The organism is Enterobacter sp. SA187 (assembly GCF_001888805.2).
In the GTDB taxonomy this organism is placed as follows: domain Bacteria; phylum Pseudomonadota; class Gammaproteobacteria; order Enterobacterales; family Enterobacteriaceae; genus Enterobacter_D.
In genome coordinates, this window is sequence record NZ_CP019113.1 from 2,242,469 (window position 1) to 2,266,711 (window position 24,243).

Below are 24,243 nucleotides of genomic sequence, written 5' to 3' on the forward strand. Positions count from 1 at the left end.
GCCCCGCATAACTCGCTATGTTTCGCCTCGTCAATCCCTCTTATTAGCCGCACCTGAATTTCCCGCTGCGTTATGTGACACCCCTCAGCATATTATTACGCTGTCATGTAAATGAAATGTTATTGTCATTATAGTGTCATAAATGCATGGCAGATTAATCGTGGGTAATTCAATGGGTAAGGGATAATCATGGTTAGTGCAGTTTTAAATGTTAAAATTGACGAAGCAGTCAAAGAGAAACTTCGCCATTACGCAGAAGCCAATAACGAAAACCTGAGCACGGCCACTGAGAAGCTCTTACTGCTGGCACTGGAATCGGACGAAGAAACCAGCGTTTCAGAAGAAGAGATCGACAGTCAGCACATCGAAGAAGATAACGCTTCACCATTAACTTCCAAAGAAATCAAAGCCCTGAGAAAAATTCTGAAGAAGAAAAAATGAAACAACATCTCCAGAAGACCGCGACCAGCTACGGCGAAGCCTGTCAGTTATTGCGATCCGGCCATGTGAAAACCGTACGCCTGAACTGGAATGTCGGCACCGATGAATTTTTTCGCATAGCCTCTGACTGGTGTGATGCCGGTGCCAGAATCAAAAAAGATGGCGAGCACTTTATTATTTCGATTAAGGGATTTCCTATCCCGCGACAATAGTCATTATGTTGTCATGCAGGCGTCATCGAAATAACATCCGAATATGAGAACCTGTCCGAAAATACAACGTCACACAACCATCTCATGTTCATTATGGATGATGATTACGACGAGCCGTTCGGCTCGTCGCTATTTTCTCAGATCACTTTCCGCTGCCGTAACATCATCGGCTGACTGACCAGCGACGCCCAGATCGGTTGCAGCGTCATAAAGGCCTCGCGCAAAACTTCATCCGGCTGTGAAAACGGCATCCGTAAAAAGCGATCAAAAGCCCCCTGTAAACCGAAACGCGTTCCCGTTCCCAGACTGATACCGGTACTTTCCGCGTGGGTGGCAAACAGCGTCGCCAGCGCATCGGGCAGTTCCACCCAGAACGATAATCCGCCCTGCGGCGTCGTCCACTGCCAGCGGGGAAAGAATCCCTGCAACAGCGCCGCGCAGTCATCCCGGTGCGCCATCAGCATCTGCCGTCGCGCCGGTAAAAAACTCTCGCCGTTTTCGACAAGCCAGCGGGTTGCCAGCTGTTCCAGCAGCGGCGAGCCTAAATCCAGGGTTTCGCGCATTTGTACCAGTGCGGCGATGGTACGCGCCGGGGCGCGGATCCATCCCACCCGCAGCCCGCCCCAGAAACTTTTGCTGGCGGAGCCGAGTGTAATGATCGGCGCGGCGGTATCAAAGGCGGCCAGCGGGGGAGGCGGCGGCGCGTCCATCCACAGATCGACCATGGTTTCATCCACCACCAGCGTGGTGCGCGTGCGCGCCGCCAGGCGGGCGACGTTTTCGCGGGTCGGCGCATCCATACAGCGCCCGGTGGGATTGTGGAAATCCGGCATCAGATAGGCAATGCGCGGCGAGGTCTGGGCGATAGTGGCGGCGAGGCCGTCCACATCCCAACCCTGAGAGGGTAACGCTACTCCCACCGGACGGCAGGACGCCCCTTCGATGGCGGCAATCGCCAGCGGATAGGTGGGATGATCCACCACCACACGATCCCCCGGCCCGGTCAGCAGCCGCAGGATCAGCGCCAGGCCGCTGACCGCGCCGTTGACGATCATCACCTCGTCGGGGCGTGTCGGCAGCCCCCGCGCCACGTAACGCCGGGCGATGGCTTCCCGCAGCGCCGGTAAACCCTGCTGGTCGTAGCCGGTGCCGGACAGCAGCGGCGGCATTGCCGTCAGCGCGTGCTGATAAGCCTGGTGGATCTCCGGCCCGGCGGGCAGCGAAGCGGCAGAAAGATCAAGCGCGGTCGGCTGCGCCATGCGGGTCGGCACCACGCGTTTGCTTTCCGGCAGGATCACCACCGAGCCGCTGCCGTGGCGGCTCAGCAAATAACCTTCCTCCCGCAACTGCGCCAGAGCGCTGGCGGTGGTGGTGCGGCTAATGCCCAGCGCGCTGGCTAACTCCCGCTCGCCGGGCAGACGCGTATCCAGCGCCAGTCGGCCATCAAGAATAAGCAAACGCAGGGCCTGCGCCAGTTGCCGCCATAAGGGCGTGCGGGAGGCGGATTGTTGCCACTGGCCGAGCAGGCGTACCAGGGACTGACTTCCGGTGCGACGAGGTGACATAGCGGTCCACTTTTTGAAAACTGGTCATTAATCATAATGCCAGCCAGGGCCATGATGTCACTCTGTTTCGCAGTTTTCGGGGTGAGAGATGGTTCGGCGTTTGATCCAGTTGTATATCGGTCTGAGTTTTTATGGCGTTTCCACCGCGATGTTTGTGCGCGCTAATCTGGGAGCCGATCCGTGGAATGTCTTCCACCTCGGCGTCGGTAAGCTATTGTCGCTGGATATCGGCGTGGTGATGATTGCCACCGGCGCGCTGGTGCTGCTGCTGTGGATCCCGCTGCGTCAGCGGCCGGGACTGGGCACCATCAGCAATGTCATTGTCATTGGTCTGGCTGCCGATGCCGCGCTGGCGCTGATGCCGCCGCTGGAATCGCTGGTCGCGCGCAGCGTCCTGCTGGTGGCGGCTATTGTGGTTAACGCGCTGGCGACCGGTATGTACATTGGCGCAGGCTTCGGTTCCGGCCCGCGCGATGGTCTGATGACCGGCATCAATGCCCGCACCGGCTGGTCGGTACGCTCAGTGCGCACGGCGATTGAAATCACCGTTCTGCTGCTGGGCTGGGCGATGGGCGGCACCTTTGGCGTCGGCACCGTGCTGTACGCCCTGACCATCGGCCCGCTGATCCAGCTCTGTCTGCCGTGGTTTCGTCCGCGCCCGCAACCGGTTGACGTGCCGCTGCCGCAAACCCCGGTTGTTTAAACGGGCGAAGCGCTCACAACATCATGCTTTAGATTGAGGTACACTCACGCCATTCTGACTGTTGCGGTGTGAGTGATGAAACCGATAACCCTGTACGATGTGGCCCGCCTTGCGGGCGTCTCCTACCAGACCGTCTCCCGCGTGATTAATCAGGCGGAGCATGTTTCCGCCCGTACGCGCGAAAAAGTGCAGCGGGCAATGGCGGAACTGCACTACATTCCCAACCGCGGCGCGCAGCAGCTGGCGGGCAAACGCACCCGCACGCTGGGGCTGATCACCACTGATCTGGCGCTGCATGCGCCGTCGCAAATCGCCTCGGCGGTGAAAACCCGCGCCGGGCAGGCGGGCTGCGGCACGCTGATTTCCATGGTGGAACGTCACGATCTGGCGGCCTGTCAGGCAGCGCTTCAGGAGTTGCTATCACAGCGTGTGGACGGCCTGCTGGTGAATATTCCGCTGGACGACGAGGATGCGCAGGCGCTGGCGGCGCAGGCACGGCCAACGCCGGTGCTGTTTCTGGACGTCAGCCCGACGGCGGCGGTCGACAGTCTGGTGTTCGACGCGGCGCAGGGCGCAAGCCTGGGCGCGGCGCATCTGCTTTCTCTCGGCCACCGGCATATTGCGCTGCTGGGCGGTCCGGAAAGCTCGGTGTCGGCCCGCGCACGTTTTGCGGGCTGGCTGGCGGCGCTGGATGAGGCCGGGCTTGCCCCGGTCGCCCGCGCTCATGGCGACTGGAGCGCCGCCTCCGGCTATGAGAAAACCCATTTGCTACTGGCCTGCGCGCCTCACACCGAAGCGATCCTCGTGGCGAACGATCAGATGGCGCTGGGGGCGATCCGCGCCTGTGCAGAAAAGGGCATTCGCGTGCCGGAGCAGCTGTCGCTGGTGGGCTATGACGATACCGCCGACAGCGCCTGGTTCTCTCCGCCGTTGACCACCGTGCGGCAGGCCTTTAAGGAGGCGGGTGAGCGCAGCGTCGACTGGCTGCTGGGCGGGGAGGCCGCAGGCCGCAGTGAGCTGAGCCAGACCCGCTGCCCGGTCACGCTGGTGGTGCGCGGCTCTACCGCCGCACCCGGCGGGCAGACAATCGACGGCCAAACGCTGGCGCAGCGGCTGAATGAACTGGCGGTGCTGGCGGCGCGGCTGGAGAGGCGTTAACACTTTTGTGATCGACGCCGCTTCTGGCGGATCCGATCCTTTACCCGCCGTGAAGAAACAGGCATGGTACTGTTAATTGTGAGCGCTTCGCAAAATTCAGAGGTCACTATGTCTGCATCTGCTTTATCCACCCTGATAGCCCGCCGCGACTGGGAAAACCCGGTCGTCACCCAGTGGCACCGTCTGCCCGCCCATGCGCCGATGAACAGCTGGCGTAACGCCACAGACGCGGCCCGCGAGGCGGCATCGCCGTCCCGCCGTCTGTTAAACGGCGACTGGCAATTTCGTCTTTTCCCCGCGCCGGAAGCGGTGCCGGAACAGTGGCTGACACAGGAGCTTGACGATGCCGTCGCCATGCCGGTGCCGTCCAACTGGCAGATGCAGGGCTTCGACACGCCGATTTATACCAACGTGACCTATCCCATCCCGGTGACGCCGCCTGTTGTCCCGGCCGGGAACCCGACGGGTTGTTACTCGCTCACATTTGAGATGGACGAGGGCTGGCTGGCAGCCGGACAGACGCGGATTATTTTTGAAGGCGTTAATTCGGCATTTTACCTGTGGTGCAACGGCGAATGGGTCGGCTATTCCCAGGACAGCCGCCTGCCGGCGGAATTCGATCTCAGCGCCTGTCTTAAACCCGGCGCTAACCGGCTGGCAGTAATGGTGCTGCGCTGGAGCGACGGCAGCTATCTGGAAGATCAGGATATGTGGCGCATGAGCGGGATTTTCCGCGACGTGGTGCTGCTGCACAAACCGGCGACCCATATCGCCGATTATCAGGTTGCCACCCATCTCAACGCCGATTTTACCCATGCGCAGCTGGTGGTGGATGTTGAACTGGCGGGGGAGTATGCGGATTGTCAGGTGGCGCTGACGCTGTGGCGCGGCGATGAGGCTATCGCGCAGGCCAGCCAGGGGCCGGGCAGCGAGATTATTGATGAACGCGGCGCCTGGGCGGAAAAACTCAGCGTCAGCATACCGGTGGCTAACCCGCGCCTGTGGAGCGCGGAAGATCCGGCGCTCTACCGGCTGGTGGTGTCGCTGCTGGACGGCAATGGCAAACTGCTGGAGACGGAAGCCTGCGATGTGGGCTTCCGCAACGTTGAGATCAGCAACGGCCTGCTGAAGCTGAACGGTAAACCGCTGCTGCTGCGCGGCGTGAACCGCCATGAGCATCACCCGGAGCGCGGTCAGGCGATTGATGAAGCGACCATGCGCCAGGACATCGAACTGATGAAGCAGCATAACTTTAATGCCGTACGCTGCTCCCACTATCCGAACCATCCCCTGTGGTATCGCCTGTGCGATCGCTACGGCCTGTACGTGGTGGACGAAGCCAATATCGAAACCCACGGCATGGTGCCGATGCGCCGCCTGTCTGACGATCCGCGCTGGTTCCCGGCGATGAGCGAGCGCGTGACGCGCATGGTGCAGCGGGATCGCAACCATCCGTCGATCATCATCTGGTCGCTGGGCAATGAGTCCGGGCATGGCGCCAGTCACGATGCGCTCTATCGCTGGGTGAAAAGCAGCGATCCGACCCGCCCGGTGCAGTATGAAGGCGGCGGGGCTAACACTGCGGCCACCGATATTATCTGTCCGATGTATGCCCGCGTGGATCAGGATCAGCCGTTCCCGGCGGTGCCGAAATGGTCGATCAAAAAATGGCTCAGCATGCCGGATGAGCAGCGCCCGCTGATTTTATGCGAGTACGCCCATGCGATGGGCAACAGCTTCGGCGGTTTCGCCAAATACTGGCAGGCGTTCCGCGACTATCCCCGTTTACAGGGCGGTTTTGTCTGGGACTGGGTGGATCAGGCGCTGACCAAAACCGATGATAACGGCGAGCGCTTCTGGGCCTACGGCGGCGATTTTGGCGACACGCCAAACGATCGCCAGTTCTGCATGAACGGCCTGGTGTTCCCGGATCGCACGCCGCATCCGGCGCTATATGAAGCCCAGCGCGCCCAGCAGTTCTTCCGGTTCCGGCTGGAGAGCACCTCACCGCTGGTCATCGATATCACCAGCGAGTACCTGTTCCGCACGGCGAATAATGAAGTGCTGCGCTGGTCGATTGCCCGCGATGGCGACGTGCTGGCGACCGGCGAGCTGGCGCTGGACATTGCCCCTGAAGGCACACAGCGCGTTACCCTTGACGCGCCCGCGCTGAGCGCCGCGCCGGGGGAAGTCTGGCTGAACGTAGATATTTATCAGCGCGAGGCGACGGACTGGTCACCGGCAGATCATCTCTGCGCTTGGGATCAGTGGCGCTTACCGGCCCCGCTGTTTGTCGCCCCGCCAGTAGCGAGCGGCAACGCGCCTGCGCTCGCCATCAGCGATGAAGAGTATGTGATCACCCATCAGACACAGCGCTGGCAGTTTTCCCGCTTAAGCGGCGAGCTGACGCAGTGGTGGCAGGGCGAAACGCCAACGCTGCTTACGCCGGTGCGCGACCAGTTCACCCGCGCGCCGCTGGATAACGATATCGGCGTCAGCGAAGTGACGCGTATCGATCCCAATGCCTGGGTGGAGCGCTGGAAGGCGGCGGGGATGTACGCCATGACGCCGCGCCTGCTGCACTGCGCTGCGGAACGCACCGCCGCCGAGGTCTGTATTGAAACGCGCCACTGCTGGGAGGCTGGCGGGAAAGTGCTGTTTATCAGCCACAAGCGCTGGCGCATCGACAGCCATGGCGTGCTGCATGGCGACGTGGATGTTGCAGTGGCGACCGACGCGCCGCCGCCAGCGCGTATTGGCATCACTTGTCAGCTGGCGGATGTGGAGCCCTCGGTGAGCTGGACGGGGCTGGGGCCGCATGAAAACTATCCGGACCGTAAACTGGCGGCACGCCAGGGGCGCTGGACGCTGCCGCTGGCGGCGCTGCATACGCCGTACATTTTCCCCGGCGATAACGGCCTGCGCTGCGATACCCGCGAACTGCGCTACGGCGCGCATCAGCTGAACGGACGCTTCCACTTTGCCCTCAGCCGTTACGGTCAGGCGCAGTTACAGGCGACCACGCACCACCACCTGCTGCGCGAGGAGCCGGGCTGCTGGCTGCATCTGGATGCGTTCCATATGGGCGTCGGCGGGGATGATTCCTGGAGTCCGAGCGTGTCGCCGGAGTTTATTCTGGCGCAGGATCGCGTGCACTATCGCTTTAGCTGGCAGCAACGCCGCTAACCCCCGATTGACGCGGGCAGCAAGACTGCCCGCGTTGATTTATTCGCGCTTAGCGGTGCGCAGATTCGCTTCGGCCCACAGAATAAAGGCCGCTTTCGGCAGCGCCTTGCTGTACAGCCAACCCTGACCATACTGCACGCCGTGCTCCCGCAGCCACGCCTGCTGGCTGTCGGTTTCAATGCCTTCCGCCACCATCGCCAGATCCAGCGCTTTCGCCATCTCAATAATTTGTGGCGTGACGTTTTTATACTCCAGCGCATCGACAAAGGATTTGTCGATCTTGAGAATATCGACGTTCAGGTTTTGCAGATAGCTGAGGCTGGAATAGCCGGTGCCAAAGTCGTCGATATAAATGGCGTGTCCTGCCTTGCGCAGCGCGTCGATGGCCGGGGCGCTGATCTCCGGATCGGCAAACCCGCGCTCGGTGAGTTCCAGGGCTATTTGCGCAGGCGACAGCTGCCAGCGCGCCAGCTGTTCACGCAGCAGCACGGGCAGGGTGTCGGAGGTCAGATCGCCCGGATCCAGATTCACGGAAATATGTATTTCCGGATGCTGTTGCAGCCATTTGCCCAAATCCTCAAACACCGTTTCGATAATGAGCTGCGTCAGGCGCGGCATCAGGCCGGTTTTCTCCGCCAGCGGAATAAACACATCGGGCGTGAGAAAGGTGCCATCCACTTGCGGCCAGCGGGCAAGGGCTTCTGCGCCGACGATCCTGCCATTACTGAGCGTGACAATGGGCTGGTAATTGACGACGATATCCCGCGCGTGAATGGCATCAAGCAAACGCTGGCGCGGTGACTGCAAACGACGCAGATAGCGCAGCAAGAAAAGCGCCAGCAGCAGACTCATCAACAGGCCGAACGGCAGCCAGATCAACAGCTGGCGGTGCCAGCTTTTTTCCAGCGGCGCGAGAGAGGCGGAAGTGACAATGGCCACGCCCAGTTGCGGGTAATACTTCATGGTATATATAGCGCCCTGGAATTTAAGCTGCTCATCGCCGTTCTGTTTCAGGCGCTGCCAGAGCGCAGGGGTCAGTGCAAAGCTGCTGGCGATCACCTGGTTGCTGTCGGTGCCAATCAGCGCGGTGCTGATCGACCAGTTACCAAAAGGCAGCACGTCAATCAACGACTGGGGATCGATCATCACCACATGGCGCTTTCCCCCCAGCGCCAGCATGGTACGTTGCAGGCCGATGTCGTTCTGGGTGGTGAGCCAGGCGCGATAACCGTCGCGGGTCACTTTGACAGTCGCCGGAAAGATGCCTTCAGTGCTCAGGCTTTCCAGAGAGGAGCAGCGCGGCCTGAAGCCGTCGAGATAGATCACTTCCTGAATATAACGATTTACGTAGGAGACGCGGCGCATTGCCAGCAGGTGTTCCGGTCCGCAGGGCTTGCCGCTGAAGGTTTCAATATCATCCAGCGCGCGTTTACCCTGCTCAATCACCTGTTCCGTGCGCATCACCACCCGCGAGGCGTAATTGCCCATCTCGCTGGCAAAGTTTTCCTCTGCCTGACGATGCGCCAGCCAGATGCTCAGCCCGACGGGGAGCAGTACCGCCAGGAGCAGTACACCAGTGATGACGCTGATAAGCCGCCGGTTGTTCATAATCAAAAGTCCCTGTTTTGATGTTCACCACACCTTGTGGAATGATAGCGTTATATCACGGCTAATTAATACATTATTGCAGGATGCGTCAGATGAAGAAAAAAGAGTTTGTGACGCAGGATTTGCTGAGCAAAATTTATCAGAACCGCGAGCCGGGCCCGCGTAAACTGCCGCCGGAGCGCCAGTTAGCCAGCGAATACGGCGTGTCGCGTTTTACCATTCGCCAGGCGCTGGAAAAACTGGCCAGCATCGGCGTGGTACGTATTGTCCAGGGTTCGGGGATCTGGATCAACGAACAGTCGCGCAGTAATCCGCTGGTGTACAACTCGATCACTGAAAAGCGCTTCGATCAGATCCGCTTTCGCATGATCAGCCTGCATAAAAAACGGCCTGACCGCGATGAACAGCAGATCTTCGGCCTGCCGGAAGAGAGCTTTATCTGGCAGTTTTGCCGCCTGCGTTTTGTGGATGAAGAGGCGGTGCAGATCGAAGTGTCCCGTATGCCGGTGGCGGATTTTCCGGATCTGAATCAGCAGGTGATCGAGCGCTCATTGCAGCAGTACGTGCTGAGCAAGGGTTATCAGGTGTCCCATCTGCTGACCACCTACCGCGCGGTGAGCGTCAGCCGTGAACAGGCGGTGCTGCTGGGCTGCAAGAAGGGCAGCCCGGCGATGCATATCAGCAATCGCGGTATTCTGGAAGGCGGCCAGGTGTATGAGATCAGCGATATTATCGACATCAATTACACCTGCACCTACATCATTCCCTATAACCGCGACAATCTGACCTTCCGCCAGGGCGGCAGTTAAGGCGTGTGGATGCTGCCGTCCGGCAGGCGGCTTTGCGTCCACTCATGGGGGCGGTAGACCACCGGGCTGGCGAGGGCTTTTTGCTCGTCAAAACCGACGCCGATACCCGGCGTTTCCGGCGCACAGACAAAGCCGTTTTTCGCCACCGGCGCGCCGGGGAATACCGCATCGGTACCGGCGGAGCGGGGAATAAACTCCTGGATCGCCGCGTTGTGCAGGTGAATATTCAGATGGGTGTTTACCGCCACGCCAATCGGCGTCATATCGCCAGGGCCGTGCCAGGCAAGACGAACGCCAAAGGCCTGGCAGAGCACCGCCAGCTTCAGCGCCGGGGTGATGCCGCCAATCTGCGAGATATGGCAGCGGATAAAGTCGATGCGGCGGTTGACGATCAGATCGTGCCACTCCGCCGGGTTGTTAAACAGCTCGCCCATCGCCAGCGGCGCGGTGCTGTGCGCCCGCACCTGCTCCAGCCACGCGCTTTGCGCCGGCGGCAGAATATCTTCAATAAAATAAGGCTGGTACGGCTCCAGCTGTTTTGCCAGCTGCACCGCCTGTTGCGGGAACAGCCGCTCGTGAACATCATGCAGGATATGCAACTGATAGCCATATTTCTCCCGCAGCGCGGCAAACATCGCCACCGTGTTGCTCATGTACTCCTGCTGGTCGAAATAGGCGCCCGGCGTGGGATTGTCAGGGGTGTGCAGATTCGCTGGCGTGCCGCCGTAAAAACCCAGCTGACAGCGCACATGGCGATAGCCCTGCGCCACCAGTTTGTCGACGGCGGCAAAGAGTTCGTCCAGGGTTTCGCCGCTGGCGTGGGAATAGGCGGGAATGGCATCCCGGGATTTACCGCCGAGCAGCTGATAGAGCGGCATCCCGGCGAGCTGGCCCTTGATGTCCCACAGCGCCATATCAATGCCGGAAATGGCGTTGTTCATCGCCGGGCCGTTACGCCAGTAGGCGTTGACGTTCATCATCTGCCAGGCGTCTTCGATATGGTTGGCGTCGCGCCCGACCATCAGCGGTTTCAGGTACTCGTCGACCAGGGTTTTCACCGCCAGCGGGCGCTGTTGAAAAGTGGCGCATCCATGTCCTGTGATGCCTTTATCGGTGGTGACCCGCACGGTAACCAGGTTGTGGCGATCGGGGCGGGTAATAAAACATTCGATATTTTTGATAATGGTTGGCGTCACAGGGAATACTCCTTTTCAGGCCAGATGAATCGTAATGGCTATTATCATCCCCTGAATTTCCGGAAAAGGTAAACCGTTTTTTTTATAAATATTTTGGTCAGTTATTTGGATTTATTTTAATTAAATACCATACCAATTTTCGTTATATGACCTTTTGATGTTGCTGTTAGAGCGGAATTGTGACGAAATTCATATTTTATTGGTTTGTTTTGTGGTGACGATTTACCTACCATGAGTGACAGATATTAAAACGACAACACTTCCGGCAGGAGCTTTTATGGGAACGCAAGACGCCATTAACAATATTATCCGTCTGGTGGGCGGCGAGGGTAATATTAACAAGGTATGGCACTGTATGACGCGCTTACGCTTTGATCTCATTGACGATAATAAAGTCGATCAGGGTGAAATCAAAAAGCTGCCGGGCGTCCTGGGCGCGCAGTTGCAGAGCGACCAGTTTCAGATCATCATCGGCCCGAAAGTGAACAGCTGGTATGAGCAAATGCTGGCCACGCTTGGCGGCGACAATCGAACCAACGACGCACCGGCGCAGAAAGGGCGGAAAAGCCTGGTGTCGATGTTTATGGATACCGTCTCCGGCGTGTTCGGGCCGATTGTTCCGGCGATTGCCGGGGCAGGGATGATTAAAGGTCTGCTGGCAGGGCTGATCGCCCTGAAGCTGGTTTCTGCGAAAAGCGATACCGTGGTGGTGATCGACCTGATCGCCAGCGGCGTGTTCTATTTTCTGCCGTTCTTCCTTGCAGTGTCGGCGGCGAAAATTTTCAAAACCAATGAATATCTGGCGGCGGCGGTGGCGGCCTGTCTGATGTACCCGTCGCTGATTGAGGCGGCAAAAGCGCTGGCGGCGCATCAGCCGGAGGCGGTGACGGCGTTCTGGCTGCTCAACGCCATTCCGGTATCGGTCTTTAACTATTCTGCCAGCGTGATACCGGTGATTTTCTCGGTGCTGGCGCTCAGCTATATCCACCGCTGGGTGGACAGCATCATGCCTGACGTGCTGAAAACGGTGTTTACGCCGACGCTGACGCTGTTCCTCGGCGCGCTGGCGGCGCTGGTGGTGATTGGCCCGATCGGTATTTACCTCGGGAAAGGGCTGGCGCTGTTTATCGAAGGGCTGTTCAGCGTGTCGTCGAGCTTTGCCGGTCTGGTGGTCGGGGCGATCCGCCCGGTGGCGATCCTCACCGGTATGCACCACGCGATGACGCCGATTGCGCTGCAAAACTTCAGCGACCGTGGTTACGACATGCTGATGCCGATGATGTTTATGGCCAACATGGCGATTGCCGGTTCTACCTTTGCTATCTGGCGCATCAGTAAAAACCGCCAGGATCGCACCGTGACCTTATCGGCGGGGATTTCCGCGCTGCTGGGCATCACTGAACCGGCGCTGTTCGGCGTGCTGACGCGCTACAAAAAAGCCTTTATCGCCGCGACCATCGCCAGTTCGCTGGCCTCGGCGTTCATTGCCTTCTTTGGCGTGCGGCTGTACGGCTATATTCTGTCGAGCATTTTCAGTCTGCCTGCCTATATCGGCCCGTACTTTATGTTCGCCCTCGCAGGCGTGGTAATAGCGCTGGTGCTCTCCTTCATTTTAACGACGATCCTTGTCGGAAAAGATCAGCCGGACGCCTGAGTTAACGTCGGTGCGCCAGACGGCGCGCCGACATTTGCTTACTTCCTCTCTTTGATTCTTCCCTGCTTTCGCATCCTTATGTGCTTTAAAGAGTTGTATTCCTTTTATTACCGGGATAGAATTTTGTTATGTTATAACAAAACATCTGAGGCATTATGAAAGCTGATATCCATCCCCATTACCGGACGGTGGTGTTCCACGACACCAGCGCCAACGAATATTTCAAAGTAGGATCGACCATCAAAACCGATCGCGAAATTGAGCTAGAAGGCAAGACCTACCCCTATGTGACCATTGAAGTGTCATCAAAGTCACATCCGTACTATACCGGTAAGCAGAAGACGTTCACCAATGAGGGCAGCGCTGCAAAATTCCAGCAGCGATTCGGTCGTTTTATCAGTTCTAAGAAGGACTAAAAGATGCAGGTGCTGAATTCATTACGCAGTGCAAAACAACGTCACCCGGACTGTCAGCTGGTGCGCCGTAAAGGGCGGGTGTACGTGATTTGCAAATCGAACCCGCGCTTTAAAGCGGTGCAGGGGAAAAAGAAAAGACGTTGAGGGATAAAGAAGAAACGGGCGGCAATTATTTTGCCGCCTCTTTGCGCGTCAGGGTGTAGATATCGTAAAACGACAGCTCGCCCTTACGGGCCATCATCTGCTGTAACTGTAATTTCTCTTTCTCGCTGACCACAGGCGAGCTGAGGATATCGTCAATCAGCGTTTGCGGTACAAAGCGGGTGTTGTACCACTCGCCGTTGTAGCAGACGCGGAAATCCAGCACATCGATATCTTCATAGCGGTAGCGCGGATAAACATCAAAAAAGAAGAAGCCGTTAAGCAGCGCAAAGAGCACCACCAGCAGCCAGACGGAGCCTGCCAGGGTTTCAGACTGCAACATCACCGCCAGGGTGGCAAACCAGGCGATGTACATACCGACAAATAATCCGGGATGATTGCGGATGAAGCTGATGCTGAAGCGCGGCCTGTTGTCGCGTTTCTCGCGGGTATTAAGCTCATCGATAGTTTGCATGAGCAGCCGCTGGATCTCGGTCATTTATTTCCCTTTTTATTCGGACGAGGTGCAGGTGAAACCGCCTATTTTACGCGCCCGCAGAGTCTGAAAAAAAGTAACAGTCGCACGGCAAAAAACAATAACAGTCAGACGGCGCCAGGCGTCAGCGTTTTGATGATGCGCGCCGGGTTCCCGGCAATCACCACGTCAGACGGGACATCGCGGATCACCACGCTGCCCGCGCCAATCACCACGTTATCGCCAATGGTGACGCCAGGATTTATCACCGCGCGTCCGCCGATCCACACGTTTCGACCAATGCTGACCGGCGCGCCGAACTCCAGACCACTGTTGCGCGCAGTGGCGTCCAGCGGATGCGTGGCAGTATAGATATGTACTCCGGGCGCGATCATACAGTTATCGCCGATGCGGATCGGGCAGACATCCAGGAAAACGCAGTCAAAGTTAGCGTAGAAGTCTTTGCCGAGGAAAATATTGTAGCCGTAGTCGCAGCGGAAATTTGGTTCGATATACGCATTGCCGCTGTCGCCAAGCAGTTCCGCCAGCATAGCGCGACGTGCCGCTTTTTCATCTGGCACGGAGTGGTTGTATCGGTGAATGATTTCTCTGGCGCGCAGACGGTCGGCGCGCAGGGTGTCATCCGATGGCCGGTAGGGCAGACCGGCTATCATTTTTTGTTTCTCGTCGCTCATTGCTTTCTCACCAGTAAAATTAACAGTGAACACCGTAAAGTGAGATAGCCGGAAAGGATAATACCTTCGCGAGGGCTTGTGATCGCGATCACATGGGCACTCGCTGTTCATCGTCGGGAGAAGCCGCCTGACAAAGGCTATGGGAGAGCGCTACGATACAACCTCAAAAAACATCACAGGGATTAACGGACGAATTTCCAAACCGACGACGGAATTTTGTCATACAGCTTATTCATGGTCAGTTCAGCCAGACGGTGATCCGCCGCTGAATAAAATACGGTCAGTTCCGGATCCGACAGCTCATATTTATTCTTTTCAATGACGCGTTCCAGCGTATCAATAGTCTGACAGCGCCTCAGGCGCATCAAATAATCAGTCTTGGTTAATGGTTTATCAGACATAACTTCACCTTTGTAATAGTTCTAACAGGAGAGGCTAACGGGGTTAGCCCTGCTCACATTGAGGAAACAGCGAAACAAGCGATTCCCTGATTTACGCCATTTCTGTAAGTCTTCTGTGTTAATGCCGTAGCTGCTGAACAACATAAACGTGTCATCGAGGTATTCATCGATTTGGGCGATCAGCTTATTATCTTCATTATACTTAATTTTATAATTAAGTGCGAAGGTTGCTATATGCTCAACAAGCTCGTTTAACTGTAAATTGATTGCTGAAGTTGGATCATTTACCCAGCCATGGTGGCTTTCTTCCAGATTGGCGAGGCAATCATGGTACAGGGTTTCACAAAGAAATTTCAGCTGCGCAATATCATGCCTTTTTGGCGAGTATTCGTCCATAACGCATCCCCTTCTGAGTGACTTTTTTTTACTAACCGAACACCGTATCGGGATGGATACAACACTGTGACCTGCCGCGTAAGCTGCTCTTACGTCTCATTTTAACTATAAGCCAGACTGAATAATATTTCCTGGCTCTATTACGAAAAATTACAATTATTACAACTTATGTCTGTCAGTAAGGTTATTTCCGATGGTTAATCTACCGCCGTGGGGCGCGTTAAATCTTCAGCACCTTTAATGCATCCTTAGGTTTCATTAGGTTATCCGGGATTAACTGGTCGGATGTTATTGCCGTGTTCGCGACTAAGAAAATTACTTAGGAATAATCTTACTGAACAGCAAAATTCACAATAATTAAGATTTTTACCCATACTTTTAAGAGTGAACTTAAGCCTTAAGAATTATATGACTTATTTTCGTTGCATAATATAAACGCACAGACAATAAGCTGGTTTTATCATTTTTTGCGAAAAAGAAAAAGGCCGCTTGCGCGGCCTTTGTTAAAGCATCATGGCTTAATGGTGCTCAACCTTATGGGAATGCTCAATATCTTCCGATTTGCGGCTGAAGCGGCGGCGAACCACCACAAAGAACACCGGTACGAAGAAGATAGCCAGTACGGTCGCAGTGACCATCCCGCCCATTACGCCAGTACCTACGGCGTTCTGCGCGCCGGAACCGGCACCCGAGCTGATAACCAGCGGCATAACGCCGAGGATAAACGCCAGCGAGGTCATGAGGATTGGACGCAGACGCATACGTACCGCTTCCATCGTCGCCTCGATCAGGCCTTTGCCTTCTTTCTCCATCAGATCCTTGGCGAATTCGACGATTAATATCGCGTTCTTCGCCGACAAGCCAATGGTTGTCAGCAGGCCCACCTGGAAGTAAACGTCGTTACCCAGACCGCGGAAGGTCGCAGCAAGGAGCGCGCCCAGTACCCCCAGCGGTACCACCAGCATGACCGAGAACGGAATCGACCAGCTCTCGTACAGCGCCGCCAGACAGAGGAAGACGACAATCAGCGAGATGGCATACAGGGCAGGGGCCTGGTTGCCGGAGAGGCGTTCCTGATAGGACATGCCCGTCCAGTCGTAACCGATGCCTGCCGGCAGTTTGCCCGCCAGTTCTTCCATCAGATCCATTGCTTCACCGGTACTTTTACCCGGTGCGGCTTCGCCAAGAATTTCCATCGACGGTAAACCGTTATAGCGTTCCAGACGTGGTGAGCCGTATTCCCAGTGCGTGGTGGCAAAGGCGTTCAACGGTACCATCTGCCCTTCGTTACCGCGCACATACCAGTTGCCAATATCTTCCGGCAACATACGGTATTTGGCTTCTGACATGACGTAAACTTTTTTCACACGACCACGGTCGATGAAGTCGTTTACGTAGCTGCCGCCCCATGCCGCGCCGAGGGTGGTATTAATATCGCTAATGGATACACCCAACGCCTGCGCTTTTTCCTGGTCGATATCGATTTTAAACTGCGGCGTATCTTCCAGACCGTTCGGACGCACGCCAACCAGCACATCAGAGCGCTTGCCGACTTCGCCGAGCAGCTGGTTACGCGCCTGGGTCAGTTTCTCGTGGCCAAGACCGCCCTGGTCGATCAGCTGGAAGTCGAAGCCCGTCGCCGTACCGAGATCAACAATCGCCGGCAGGTTAAAGGCGAAGACCATCGCATCTTTAATCTGCGAGAAGGTGCCCATAGCGCGACCGGTGATCGCATCCACTTTGTTTTCATCGCCCGGACGCTCGCCCCACTCTTTCAGGGAAACGAACGCGATACCGGTGTTCTGTCCACGACCTGCAAAACCGAAACCGTTAACCGCAAACACAGAGTTTACGTTCGCTTTTTCGTTTTTGAGGTAGTAGTCCGTCACCTCATCCAGCACCTTCTGCGTACGCTCCTGGGTTGCGCCCGCAGGCAGCTGAACCATGGTCAGGAACACGCCCTGATCCTCGTCCGGCAGGAAGGAGCTTGGCAGACGTACGAACAGGTAGGCCATACCAATAACGATGATGATATAGAGCAGCAGATAACGACCGGTACTGCGCAGGATATTCCCTATGCTGTCGGTGTAATGGTTGGTGCTCTTATCGAACATGCGGTTGAACCAGCCGAAGAAGCCTTTCTTGCCTTCGCCGTGATCGCCTTTGGCGACCGGCTTCAGCATAGTGGCACACAGGGCCGGGGTCAGGATCAACGCAACCAGAACCGACAGCGCCATCGCTGAAACGATAGTGATGGAGAACTGACGATAGATCGCACCGGTAGAGCCGCCGAAGAAGGCCATCGGAATAAATACCGCCGACAGCACCATCGCGATACCGACCAGCGCGCCCTGGATCTGGCCCATGGACTTACGCGTGGCTTCTTTGGGCGGCAGACCCTCTTCGGTCATTACACGTTCGACGTTTTCCACCACCACGATGGCGTCATCCACAAGCAGGCCTATCGCCAGCACCATGCCGAACATCGTCAGGGTGTTTATCGAATAGCCAAAGGCGGAGAGGATCGCGAAGGTCCCCAGCAATACAACAGGTACGGCAATGGTCGGGATCAGCGTGGCGCGGAAGTTCTGCAGGAACAGATACATCACGATGAACACCAGCACGATCGCTTCGACCAGGGTTTTAACCACTTCGTTAATGGAGATTTTTACGAACGGCGTAGTGTCATACGGATAAACCACTTCCAGACCGGCCGGGAACGTCTCTTTCATGCGTTCCAGTTCAGCACGTACCGCGTTTGCCGTATCCAGGGCGTTCGCACCGGTGGCAAGTTTAATCCCCAGACCGGAAGCCGGCTGGTTGTTAAAGCGCGCGATAATATCGTAGTTTTCACCGCCCAACTCAATACGAGAGACGTCTTTCAGACGCACCTGCGAGCCATCCGGATTCACTTTTAGCAGGATCTTGCCAAACTCTTCCGTCGAGGTCAGACGCGTCTGCGCAATGATAGAGGCATTAAGCTGCTGCCCTTTCACCGGCGGGGTACCGCCTAACTGACCTGCTGCCACCTGGGCGTTTTGCGCTTTGATGGCGTTAATGACATCAACCGGCGTTAACTGGAAGTTGTTCAGTTTGGTCGGATCCATCCAGATACGCATCGCATATTGCGAACCAAAGAGCTGAACGTCGCCCACGCCGTTAGTACGGCTGATCGGATCCTGCATGTTGGCGGCAACATAGTCAGAAATATCTTCCTGGGTCATGGAGCCATCGGTGTTAATCACCCCGACCACCATCAGGAAGCTACTCGCTGATTTTTGTACGCTTACACCCTGCTGCTGAACTTCCTGCGGCAGCAGCGGCATCGCCAGCTGCAGTTTGTTCTGCACCTGAACCTGTGCAATGTCTGCGTCAGTACCGGATTCAAAGGTCAGGGTGATCTGCACCGAACCGGTGGAGTCACTGTTTGAGGACATGTACATCAGGCCATCGATACCGTTCATGTTCTGTTCGATAACCTGGGTTACGGTATCCTGCACCGTTTTAGCGTCAGCGCCAGGGTAGTTTGCGGATACAGTTACAGCAGGCGGCGCAATCGTAGGATATTGCGCTACCGGCAACTGCATAATCGCAAGCCCCCCGGCCAGCATGACGATGATCGCCAACACCCATGCAAATATGGGGCGATCGATAAAGAAATTAGGCATGTCTTAACGGCTCCTGTTTAAGTTAAGACTTAGGCTGTTCTGACTGGGCGCCGCCTGCGGCTTGCTCTTTCGTCTCAGCCTTCACTTCCTGCACTTTTACCTGAGCGCCAGGACGAACTTTTTGTAATCCGGTGACGATGACGCGATCGCCCGTTTTCAGGCCATCGGTAACCAGCCATTTATCCCCAATCGCCTGCGTGGCGGTGATCTGGCGCTGTTCAACTTTGTCGCCTTCGCCAACCACCATCACGCTCGCATCGCCGCGTGGCGTACGGGTTACGCCCTGTTGAGGCACCAGCAGCGCATTCGGGTTAACACCTTCTTCAAGACGAGCGCGTACGAACATACCCGGCAGCAGGGAATGATTCGGGTTCGGGAAAATAGCACGTAGCGTAATAGAGCCGGTGGTCTGGTCAACGGTCACGTCAGAGAACTCGAGGGTACCGGTTTGCGGCAGTTTTTCACCGTCGCTGGTGATAAGTTCCACTTTCGCCTTGCCGTTTTCCTGTTTCAGCTTGCCGCTTTCCAGCTCCTGCCTCAGACGCAGGAAATCGTTGCTCGACTGGGTGACATCCACATAAATCGGATCCAGCTGCTGTACGGTAGCCAGCGCGGTAGTTTGACCGCTCTGCACCAGCGCGCCTTCCGTTACGGCGGATTTACCAATACGACCGCTGATAGGGGAGGTGACTTTGGTATAAGCGAGGTTAATACGCGCGGTTTCAACGGCAGCTTTCGCGGCCACGACAGCGGCATTGGCCTGCATCGCATCAGCCTGCGCCGTATCCAGATCCTGTTGACTGATGTAGTTGGTGCCAATCAGTTTCTGATAACGGTTAAGGGTAACCTGAGCAATTTTCGCTGCGGCCTGCGCTTTCGCCAGATCGCCTTTGGCGCTCTCATAAGAGGCCTGATAGGTGGCTGGATCAATCTGATAAAGCGAGACGCCCGCTTCGATATCGCTACCTTCGGTGAAGTTACGTTTTAAGATAATGCCGCTGACCTGAGGTCTGACTTCCGCGATGCGATACGCGCTGGTACGGCCAGGCAATTCAGTGGTGATTTGCAGAGGTTCAGATTTGAGTGTCACAATCCCAACTTCTGGCGCCTGTCCGGCACCTTGTTGCTGAGCCGGTTTATCATCACATCCTGTAAGCGCTAAGCTGCCTGAAAGCATCAGAACGACCGCCAGAGGCGTGAACCCTCTGTTTTTGTTCATAGGTAAACCTCGAGTATCCGATTTCAAATTGATCAATGGATCAAGCGTCCACAAACCCATTGCTGCGTTTATATTCTGGTCATGCTATGTTACATACATTCATAAATGTATGTAAATCTGACTCCTGTAAAATCACCTACATATGGCACGAAAAACCAAACAACAAGCGTTAGAAACACGTCAGCACATTCTTGACGTGGCAATGCGATTGTTCTCTCAGCAAGGTGTCTCTTCAACCTCGCTGGCTGAAATTGCGCAGGCGGCGGGTGTGACACGCGGCGCGATTTATTGGCACTTCAAAAATAAGTCAGACTTATTTGGTGAAATTTGGGAGCTGTCAGAGTCCAGCATTAGCGATCTTGAGCTTGAGTATCAGGCAAAATTCCCGGACGATCCACTCTCAGTTTTGCGGGAAATCCTGGTTTATATTCTGGAGGCGACAGTTATTGAAGAGCGCCGTCGGCTAATGATGGAAATCATTTATCACAAGTGTGAGTTTGTCGGTGAAATGGCAATTGTGCAACAGGCACAGCGCAGTTTATGTCTTGAAAGTTACGATCGTATTGAGCAAAACCTTAAGCGCTGCATACAAGCGAAAATGTTACCGGCAGATCTGCTGACCCGTCGGGCGGCGATCCTGATGCGCAGTTATATTTCCGGCATTATGGAAAACTGGCTGCTCGCGCCACAATCCTTTGATCTCAAAAAAGAAGCGCGGGATTACGTGGCGATTTTGCTGGAGATGTTCCAGTTCTGCCCGACGATGTGTAAAGCGCCCGGCACTCTGTCCGCTTAAGACAAAATCTCCGTCGCCAGGATTTATCCTGGAGGCTTTGCGCGCCGCTAGGTAGTCGCTGGCGGGCGTGATATTCTCCGTGCCAGGCTATTTCCGGCCGCTTTCCGGTTAAGAACACATTCACACTAAAATTATGCTGCACACCATACGCCCGCAAAACCCGATTTCCGCGTTTGCCTTTGCGCTGTGTTTATTCGTCGCGTCATTTTGCGTCACGATAAACGTAGCCCAGGCCGCAACCGATCTGCCTTCCCGTGCCGAAACGCAAAGTCGGCTGGATGCGCTGAACAAGCAAAAAACCCACAGCCCGCAGGATAAACTGGTCATTGAAGATCTGACCGAAACCCTGGACACGCTTGATAAAATCGAGCGTATCAAACAGGAAACGGCGCTGCTGAAACAGAAAGTCGCCCAGGCCCCGGAAAAACTCCGTCAGGCGACGGAAGGGCTGAACGCGTTAAACGATAAAGACAATGACGACGAAACGCGTAAAACCCTGGCCGCGCTGTCGTTGCGTCAGCTGGAATCCCGCGTTGCTCAGGTGCTGGATGATTTGCAGACGGCGCAAAACGATCTCTCCACCTATAACAGCCAGCTGGTGTCTTTACAGACACAGCCGGAGCGGGTGCAGAACGCCATGTATGCCGCCTCCCAGGAGTTGCAGCAGATCCGCAACCGTCTGAACGGCACCATGACCGGAGAAGGGGCGCTGCGTCCTACGCAGCAAGAGTTGCTGATGGCGCAACAGGCACTGCTGAACGCGCAAATTGAGCAGCAGCGGAAAAGCCTCGAAGGGAATACCACACTGCAGGATACGCTGCAAAAACAGCGCGATTACGTCACCGCCAACAGTAATCTGCTGGAGCATCAGCTACAGCTGTTACAGGATGCGGTCAATAATAAGCGCCTGACGCTTACCGAAAAAACCGCCCAGGAAGCCGTCAACCCGGACGAAACCGCCCGTATCCAGGCGAATCCGCTGGTGAAACAGGAGCTTGATATTAACCATCAGCTCAGCCAGCGGCTGATTGATGCCACCGAAAGCGGCAACGCACTGGTGCAGCAAAATATCAAAGTCAAAAACTGGCTCGATCGCGCCCTGCAATCCGAACGCAACGTCAAAGAGCAGATCGCGGTGCTGAAAGGCAGTCTGCTGTTATCCCGCATTCTGTATCAGCAGCAACAGACGCTGCCGTCAGCGGATGAGCTGGAAGACATGACCAACCGCATCGCGGATTTGCGTCTGGAACAGTTTGAAATCAACCAGCAACGTGACGCGCTGTTCCAGAACGACGCCTTTGTGTCGAAGCTGGAAGAGGGCCACCAGAGCGAGGTGAATGATGAAGTGCATGACGCGCTGCTTCAGGTGGTGGATATGCGTCGTGAGCTTCTCGATCAGCTGAACAAGCAGCTGGGCAATCAGCTGATGATGGCGATTAACCTCCAGGTGAATCAGCAGCAGCTGATGAGCGTCTCCAAAAGCCTGCAGGAAATCCTTACCCAGCAAATATTCTGGATCAACAGTAATAAGCCGATGGACTGGGAGTGGCTTAAAGCCTTCCCCGAAGCGCTGAAAGAGCAGATCAAATCGACCAAAATCACCGTTAACTGGGAAAAAGCCTGGCCTGCGGTGGCTATCGCGCTGCTCGCCGGATTGCCGCTGCTGCTGATTGCCGGTCTGATCCGCTGGCGTCTGCGCTGGCTGAAACAGTATCAGGCGAAGCTCGCGGATGAAGTGGGACAGCTGCGTAACGACAGCCAGCTGCATACGCCAAAGGCCATTCTTATCGATCTGATCCGTGCCCTGCCGGTATGCATGCTGATCCTCGCCGCTGGCCTGATCCTGCTCACCATGCAGCTCAATATCAGCGAACTGCTGTGGGCGTTCAGTAAAAAACTGGCGCTTTACTGGCTGGTATTCGGCCTGTGCTGGAAAGTGCTGGAAAAAGACGGCGTCGCCGTGAAGCATTTCAACATGCCTCCCGCGCTCACCAGCCACTGGCGTCGGCAGATTGTGCGGTTAAGCCTCGCTCTGCTGCCGCTGCATTTCTGGTCGGTGGTATCGGAACTGTCACCGCTGCACCTGATGGATGATGTGATAGGGCAGGTGGTGATTTTGCTTAACCTGCTGGTTATCTCCGCGCTGATCTGGCCGATGTTTCGCGAAAGCTGGCACGATAAAGAGTCGCACAGCATTCGTCTGATCACCATTACCGTGCTGTCGATTGTGCCGGTGGCGTTGATGGTGCTGACGGCCACGGGCTATTTCTATACCACGCTGCGCCTCTCCGGCCGCTGGATCGAAACCGTCTACCTGGTGATTATCTGGAACCTGCTGTACCAGACCGTCCTGCGCGGTTTAAGCGTGGCGGCCCGCCGTATCGCCTATCGTCGGGCGCTGGCGCGTCGACAGAATCTGGTGAAAGAGGGCGCAGAAGGAGCCGAGCCGCAGGAAGAGCCGACCATGGCGCTGGAGCAGATCAACCAGCAAACCCTGCGTATCACCATGCTGGTGATGATTGCGCTGTTCGGCGTGGTGTTCTGGGCGATCTGGTCTGATTTAATCACCGTCTTCGCTTATCTCGACAGCATTACGCTGTGGCATTACAACGGCAGCGAAGCGGGCGTTAACGTGGTGAAAAACGTCACCATGGGCAGTCTGCTGTTTGCCGTCATTGCGCTGGTGGTGGCCTGGGCGCTGATCCGCAACCTGCCGGGGCTGCTGGAAGTGCTGGTGCTCTCACGGCTGAAAATGCGCCAGGGCGCGTCCTACGCCATCACGCAGATCCTTAATTACGTGATCATCGCCGTCGGCGCGATGACGGTCTTCGGCTCGCTCGGCGTGTCGTGGGATAAACTGCAATGGCTTGCCGCGGCGCTCTCGGTCGGTCTGGGTTTTGGTTTGCAGGAGATCTTCGGTAACTTCGTCTCCGGTCTGATCATTCTGTTCGAACGTCCGGTGCGCATTGGCGATACCGTGACTATCGGCACCTTCTCCGGTACGGTCAGTAAGATCCGCATTCGCGCCACCACCATTACCGATTTTGATCGTAAAGAGGTGATCATCCCGAACAAAGCCTTTGTGACCGAGCGGCTGATCAACTGGTCGCTGTCCGATACCATCACCCGCGTGGTGGTGCGTCTTGGCGTGGCTTACGGCTCGGATCTGGAGAAGGTCAAAGAGGTGTTGCTGAAAGCGGCGATGGAGCATCCGAAAGTGATGCACGATCCGGAACCGGCAGTGTTCTTCACCACCTTCGGGCCGAGCACGCTGGATCACGAACTGCGTCTGTACGTGCGTGAACTGCGCGACCGCAGCTACACCGTGGATGAGCTGAACCGCACTATTGACCGCCTGTGCCGTGAAAACGGCATCGACATCGCCTTTAACCAGCTGGAAGTCCACCTGCGTAATACCAAAGGCGACGAGCATACCGAAGTGAAACGTGATCTGAGCGGTGATAATTCCGCGCCAGGCATCGCCTGACAGACATCCGCCAACCC

General features: G+C 56.3%; 20 protein-coding genes. 11 read left to right on the forward strand and 9 right to left on the reverse strand.

The window, feature by feature from the left end:
• The first annotated feature begins 189 nt into the window (after window positions 1–189).
• Window positions 190–441: a hypothetical protein gene (locus BMF08_RS10635; RefSeq protein ID WP_072567565.1), complete on the forward strand. Its 252-nt coding sequence runs from the start codon at window positions 190–192 to the stop codon at window positions 439–441.
• A complete protein-coding gene (locus tag BMF08_RS10640; RefSeq protein ID WP_072567566.1) occupies window positions 438–653 on the forward strand; it encodes a hypothetical protein in 216 nt (71 codons plus the stop codon). Before BMF08_RS10635 ends, BMF08_RS10640 begins: the two co-directional genes overlap by 4 nt.
• A gap of 137 nt (window positions 654–790) precedes the next feature.
• On the opposite strand, the gene yczR is transcribed toward BMF08_RS10640, so the two are convergent.
• Window positions 791–2,218 carry a MocR-like transcription factor YczR gene (yczR, locus tag BMF08_RS10645; protein ID WP_072567567.1) on the reverse strand — a complete coding sequence of 476 codons (1,428 nt, stop codon included), beginning with the start codon at window positions 2,216–2,218 and terminating at the stop codon, window positions 791–793.
• Window positions 2,219–2,306: 88 nt separating this feature from the next.
• On the opposite strand from yczR, the gene yczE reads away from it, so the two are divergent.
• The 3 genes from yczE to BMF08_RS10660 all read left to right on the forward strand — a co-directional run bounded on the left by yczE (window position 2,307) and on the right by BMF08_RS10660 (window position 7,265).
• Entirely contained in the window at window positions 2,307–2,921 is a 615-nt protein-coding gene (yczE, locus tag BMF08_RS10650; protein WP_072567568.1) for a membrane protein YczE, read from the forward strand.
• 75 nt (window positions 2,922–2,996) lie between these two features.
• Entirely contained in the window at window positions 2,997–4,079 is a 1,083-nt protein-coding gene (locus BMF08_RS10655) for a LacI family DNA-binding transcriptional regulator (protein ID WP_072567569.1), read from the forward strand.
• Window positions 4,080–4,187: 108 nt separating this feature from the next.
• On the forward strand, window positions 4,188–7,265 hold the full coding sequence (locus BMF08_RS10660; protein WP_072569403.1) for a beta-galactosidase: 3,078 nt from the start codon (window positions 4,188–4,190) through the stop codon (window positions 7,263–7,265).
• Between the two features lie 39 nt (window positions 7,266–7,304).
• Here the strand turns inward: BMF08_RS10660 and BMF08_RS10665 are convergent, their stop codons facing one another.
• Window positions 7,305–8,873 carry an EAL domain-containing protein gene (locus BMF08_RS10665; RefSeq protein WP_072567570.1) on the reverse strand — a complete coding sequence of 523 codons (1,569 nt, stop codon included), beginning with the start codon at window positions 8,871–8,873 and terminating at the stop codon, window positions 7,305–7,307.
• 92 nt (window positions 8,874–8,965) lie between these two features.
• Between BMF08_RS10665 and BMF08_RS10670 the strand changes: the two genes are divergently transcribed.
• Complete coding sequence (locus BMF08_RS10670) at window positions 8,966–9,682, forward strand: GntR family transcriptional regulator (RefSeq protein WP_072567571.1); 717 nt, start codon at window positions 8,966–8,968, stop codon at window positions 9,680–9,682.
• Here the strand turns inward: BMF08_RS10670 and BMF08_RS10675 are convergent.
• Complete coding sequence (locus tag BMF08_RS10675) at window positions 9,679–10,878, reverse strand: enolase C-terminal domain-like protein (protein ID WP_072567572.1); 1,200 nt, start codon at window positions 10,876–10,878, stop codon at window positions 9,679–9,681. The two genes, BMF08_RS10670 and BMF08_RS10675, sit on opposite strands and share 4 nt — an antisense overlap.
• 277 nt (window positions 10,879–11,155) lie before the next feature.
• On the opposite strand from BMF08_RS10675, the gene BMF08_RS10680 reads away from it, so the two are divergent.
• The 3 genes from BMF08_RS10680 to ykgO all read left to right on the forward strand — a co-directional run bounded on the left by BMF08_RS10680 (window position 11,156) and on the right by ykgO (window position 13,092).
• Window positions 11,156–12,532 carry a PTS transporter subunit EIIC gene (locus BMF08_RS10680; protein ID WP_072567573.1) on the forward strand — a complete coding sequence of 459 codons (1,377 nt, stop codon included), beginning with the start codon at window positions 11,156–11,158 and terminating at the stop codon, window positions 12,530–12,532.
• A gap of 155 nt (window positions 12,533–12,687) precedes the next feature.
• On the forward strand, window positions 12,688–12,948 hold the full coding sequence (locus BMF08_RS10685) for a type B 50S ribosomal protein L31 (RefSeq protein WP_072567574.1): 261 nt from the start codon (window positions 12,688–12,690) through the stop codon (window positions 12,946–12,948).
• Between the two features lie 3 nt (window positions 12,949–12,951).
• A complete protein-coding gene (gene ykgO, locus BMF08_RS10690; RefSeq protein WP_072567575.1) occupies window positions 12,952–13,092 on the forward strand; it encodes a type B 50S ribosomal protein L36 in 141 nt (46 codons plus the stop codon).
• Between the two features lie 25 nt (window positions 13,093–13,117).
• On the opposite strand, the gene BMF08_RS10695 is transcribed toward ykgO, so the two are convergent.
• The 6 genes from BMF08_RS10695 to acrA all read right to left on the reverse strand — a co-directional run bounded on the left by BMF08_RS10695 (window position 13,118) and on the right by acrA (window position 19,943).
• Window positions 13,118–13,588, reverse strand: coding sequence for a YlaC family protein (locus BMF08_RS10695; RefSeq protein WP_072567576.1), 471 nt, complete (start codon window positions 13,586–13,588; stop codon window positions 13,118–13,120).
• Between the two features lie 104 nt (window positions 13,589–13,692).
• Window positions 13,693–14,259, reverse strand: a complete 567-nt coding sequence (maa, locus tag BMF08_RS10700) for a maltose O-acetyltransferase (RefSeq protein ID WP_072567577.1) — start codon at window positions 14,257–14,259, stop codon at window positions 13,693–13,695.
• A gap of 182 nt (window positions 14,260–14,441) precedes the next feature.
• Complete coding sequence (locus BMF08_RS10705) at window positions 14,442–14,660, reverse strand: HHA domain-containing protein (protein WP_072567578.1); 219 nt, start codon at window positions 14,658–14,660, stop codon at window positions 14,442–14,444.
• A gap of 21 nt (window positions 14,661–14,681) precedes the next feature.
• Entirely contained in the window at window positions 14,682–15,056 is a 375-nt protein-coding gene (tomB, locus tag BMF08_RS10710) for an Hha toxicity modulator TomB (protein WP_072567579.1), read from the reverse strand.
• A 518-nt stretch (window positions 15,057–15,574) separates the two neighbouring features.
• The gene (gene acrB, locus BMF08_RS10715) at window positions 15,575–18,724 is read right to left on the reverse strand and encodes a multidrug efflux RND transporter permease subunit AcrB (protein ID WP_072567580.1); all 3,150 of its coding nucleotides are present in this window, start codon (window positions 18,722–18,724) and stop codon (window positions 15,575–15,577) included.
• 22 nt (window positions 18,725–18,746) lie between these two features.
• Complete coding sequence (gene acrA / locus BMF08_RS10720) at window positions 18,747–19,943, reverse strand: multidrug efflux RND transporter periplasmic adaptor subunit AcrA (protein WP_072567581.1); 1,197 nt, start codon at window positions 19,941–19,943, stop codon at window positions 18,747–18,749.
• A gap of 142 nt (window positions 19,944–20,085) precedes the next feature.
• Between acrA and acrR the strand changes: the two genes are divergently transcribed.
• Both acrR and mscK read left to right on the forward strand, forming a co-directional pair.
• Window positions 20,086–20,739, forward strand: a complete 654-nt coding sequence (gene acrR, locus BMF08_RS10725) for a multidrug efflux transporter transcriptional repressor AcrR (protein WP_072567582.1) — start codon at window positions 20,086–20,088, stop codon at window positions 20,737–20,739.
• Between the two features lie 133 nt (window positions 20,740–20,872).
• Window positions 20,873–24,226, forward strand: coding sequence for a mechanosensitive channel MscK (gene mscK, locus BMF08_RS10730; protein ID WP_072567583.1), 3,354 nt, complete (start codon window positions 20,873–20,875; stop codon window positions 24,224–24,226).
• Window positions 24,227–24,243: the final 17 nt, after the last annotated feature.

Coding starts and splice junctions, on each gene's coding strand:
- BMF08_RS10635 (WP_072567565.1), top strand. CDS start 190: ATGGTTAGTGCAGTTTTAAATGTTAAAATTGACGAAGCAGTCAAAGAG.
- BMF08_RS10640 (WP_072567566.1), top strand. CDS start 438: ATGAAACAACATCTCCAGAAGACCGCGACCAGCTACGGCGAAGCCTGT.
- yczR (WP_072567567.1), bottom strand. CDS start 2,218: ATGTCACCTCGTCGCACCGGAAGTCAGTCCCTGGTACGCCTGCTCGGC.
- yczE (WP_072567568.1), top strand. CDS start 2,307: ATGGTTCGGCGTTTGATCCAGTTGTATATCGGTCTGAGTTTTTATGGC.
- BMF08_RS10655 (WP_072567569.1), top strand. CDS start 2,997: ATGAAACCGATAACCCTGTACGATGTGGCCCGCCTTGCGGGCGTCTCC.
- BMF08_RS10660 (WP_072569403.1), top strand. CDS start 4,188: ATGTCTGCATCTGCTTTATCCACCCTGATAGCCCGCCGCGACTGGGAA.
- BMF08_RS10665 (WP_072567570.1), bottom strand. CDS start 8,873: ATGAACAACCGGCGGCTTATCAGCGTCATCACTGGTGTACTGCTCCTG.
- BMF08_RS10670 (WP_072567571.1), top strand. CDS start 8,966: ATGAAGAAAAAAGAGTTTGTGACGCAGGATTTGCTGAGCAAAATTTAT.
- BMF08_RS10680 (WP_072567573.1), top strand. CDS start 11,156: ATGGGAACGCAAGACGCCATTAACAATATTATCCGTCTGGTGGGCGGC.
- BMF08_RS10685 (WP_072567574.1), top strand. CDS start 12,688: ATGAAAGCTGATATCCATCCCCATTACCGGACGGTGGTGTTCCACGAC.
- ykgO (WP_072567575.1), top strand. CDS start 12,952: ATGCAGGTGCTGAATTCATTACGCAGTGCAAAACAACGTCACCCGGAC.
- BMF08_RS10695 (WP_072567576.1), bottom strand. CDS start 13,588: ATGACCGAGATCCAGCGGCTGCTCATGCAAACTATCGATGAGCTTAAT.
- maa (WP_072567577.1), bottom strand. CDS start 14,259: ATGAGCGACGAGAAACAAAAAATGATAGCCGGTCTGCCCTACCGGCCA.
- BMF08_RS10705 (WP_072567578.1), bottom strand. CDS start 14,660: ATGTCTGATAAACCATTAACCAAGACTGATTATTTGATGCGCCTGAGG.
- tomB (WP_072567579.1), bottom strand. CDS start 15,056: ATGGACGAATACTCGCCAAAAAGGCATGATATTGCGCAGCTGAAATTT.
- acrB (WP_072567580.1), bottom strand. CDS start 18,724: ATGCCTAATTTCTTTATCGATCGCCCCATATTTGCATGGGTGTTGGCG.
- acrA (WP_072567581.1), bottom strand. CDS start 19,943: ATGAACAAAAACAGAGGGTTCACGCCTCTGGCGGTCGTTCTGATGCTT.
- acrR (WP_072567582.1), top strand. CDS start 20,086: ATGGCACGAAAAACCAAACAACAAGCGTTAGAAACACGTCAGCACATT.
- mscK (WP_072567583.1), top strand. CDS start 20,873: ATGCTGCACACCATACGCCCGCAAAACCCGATTTCCGCGTTTGCCTTT.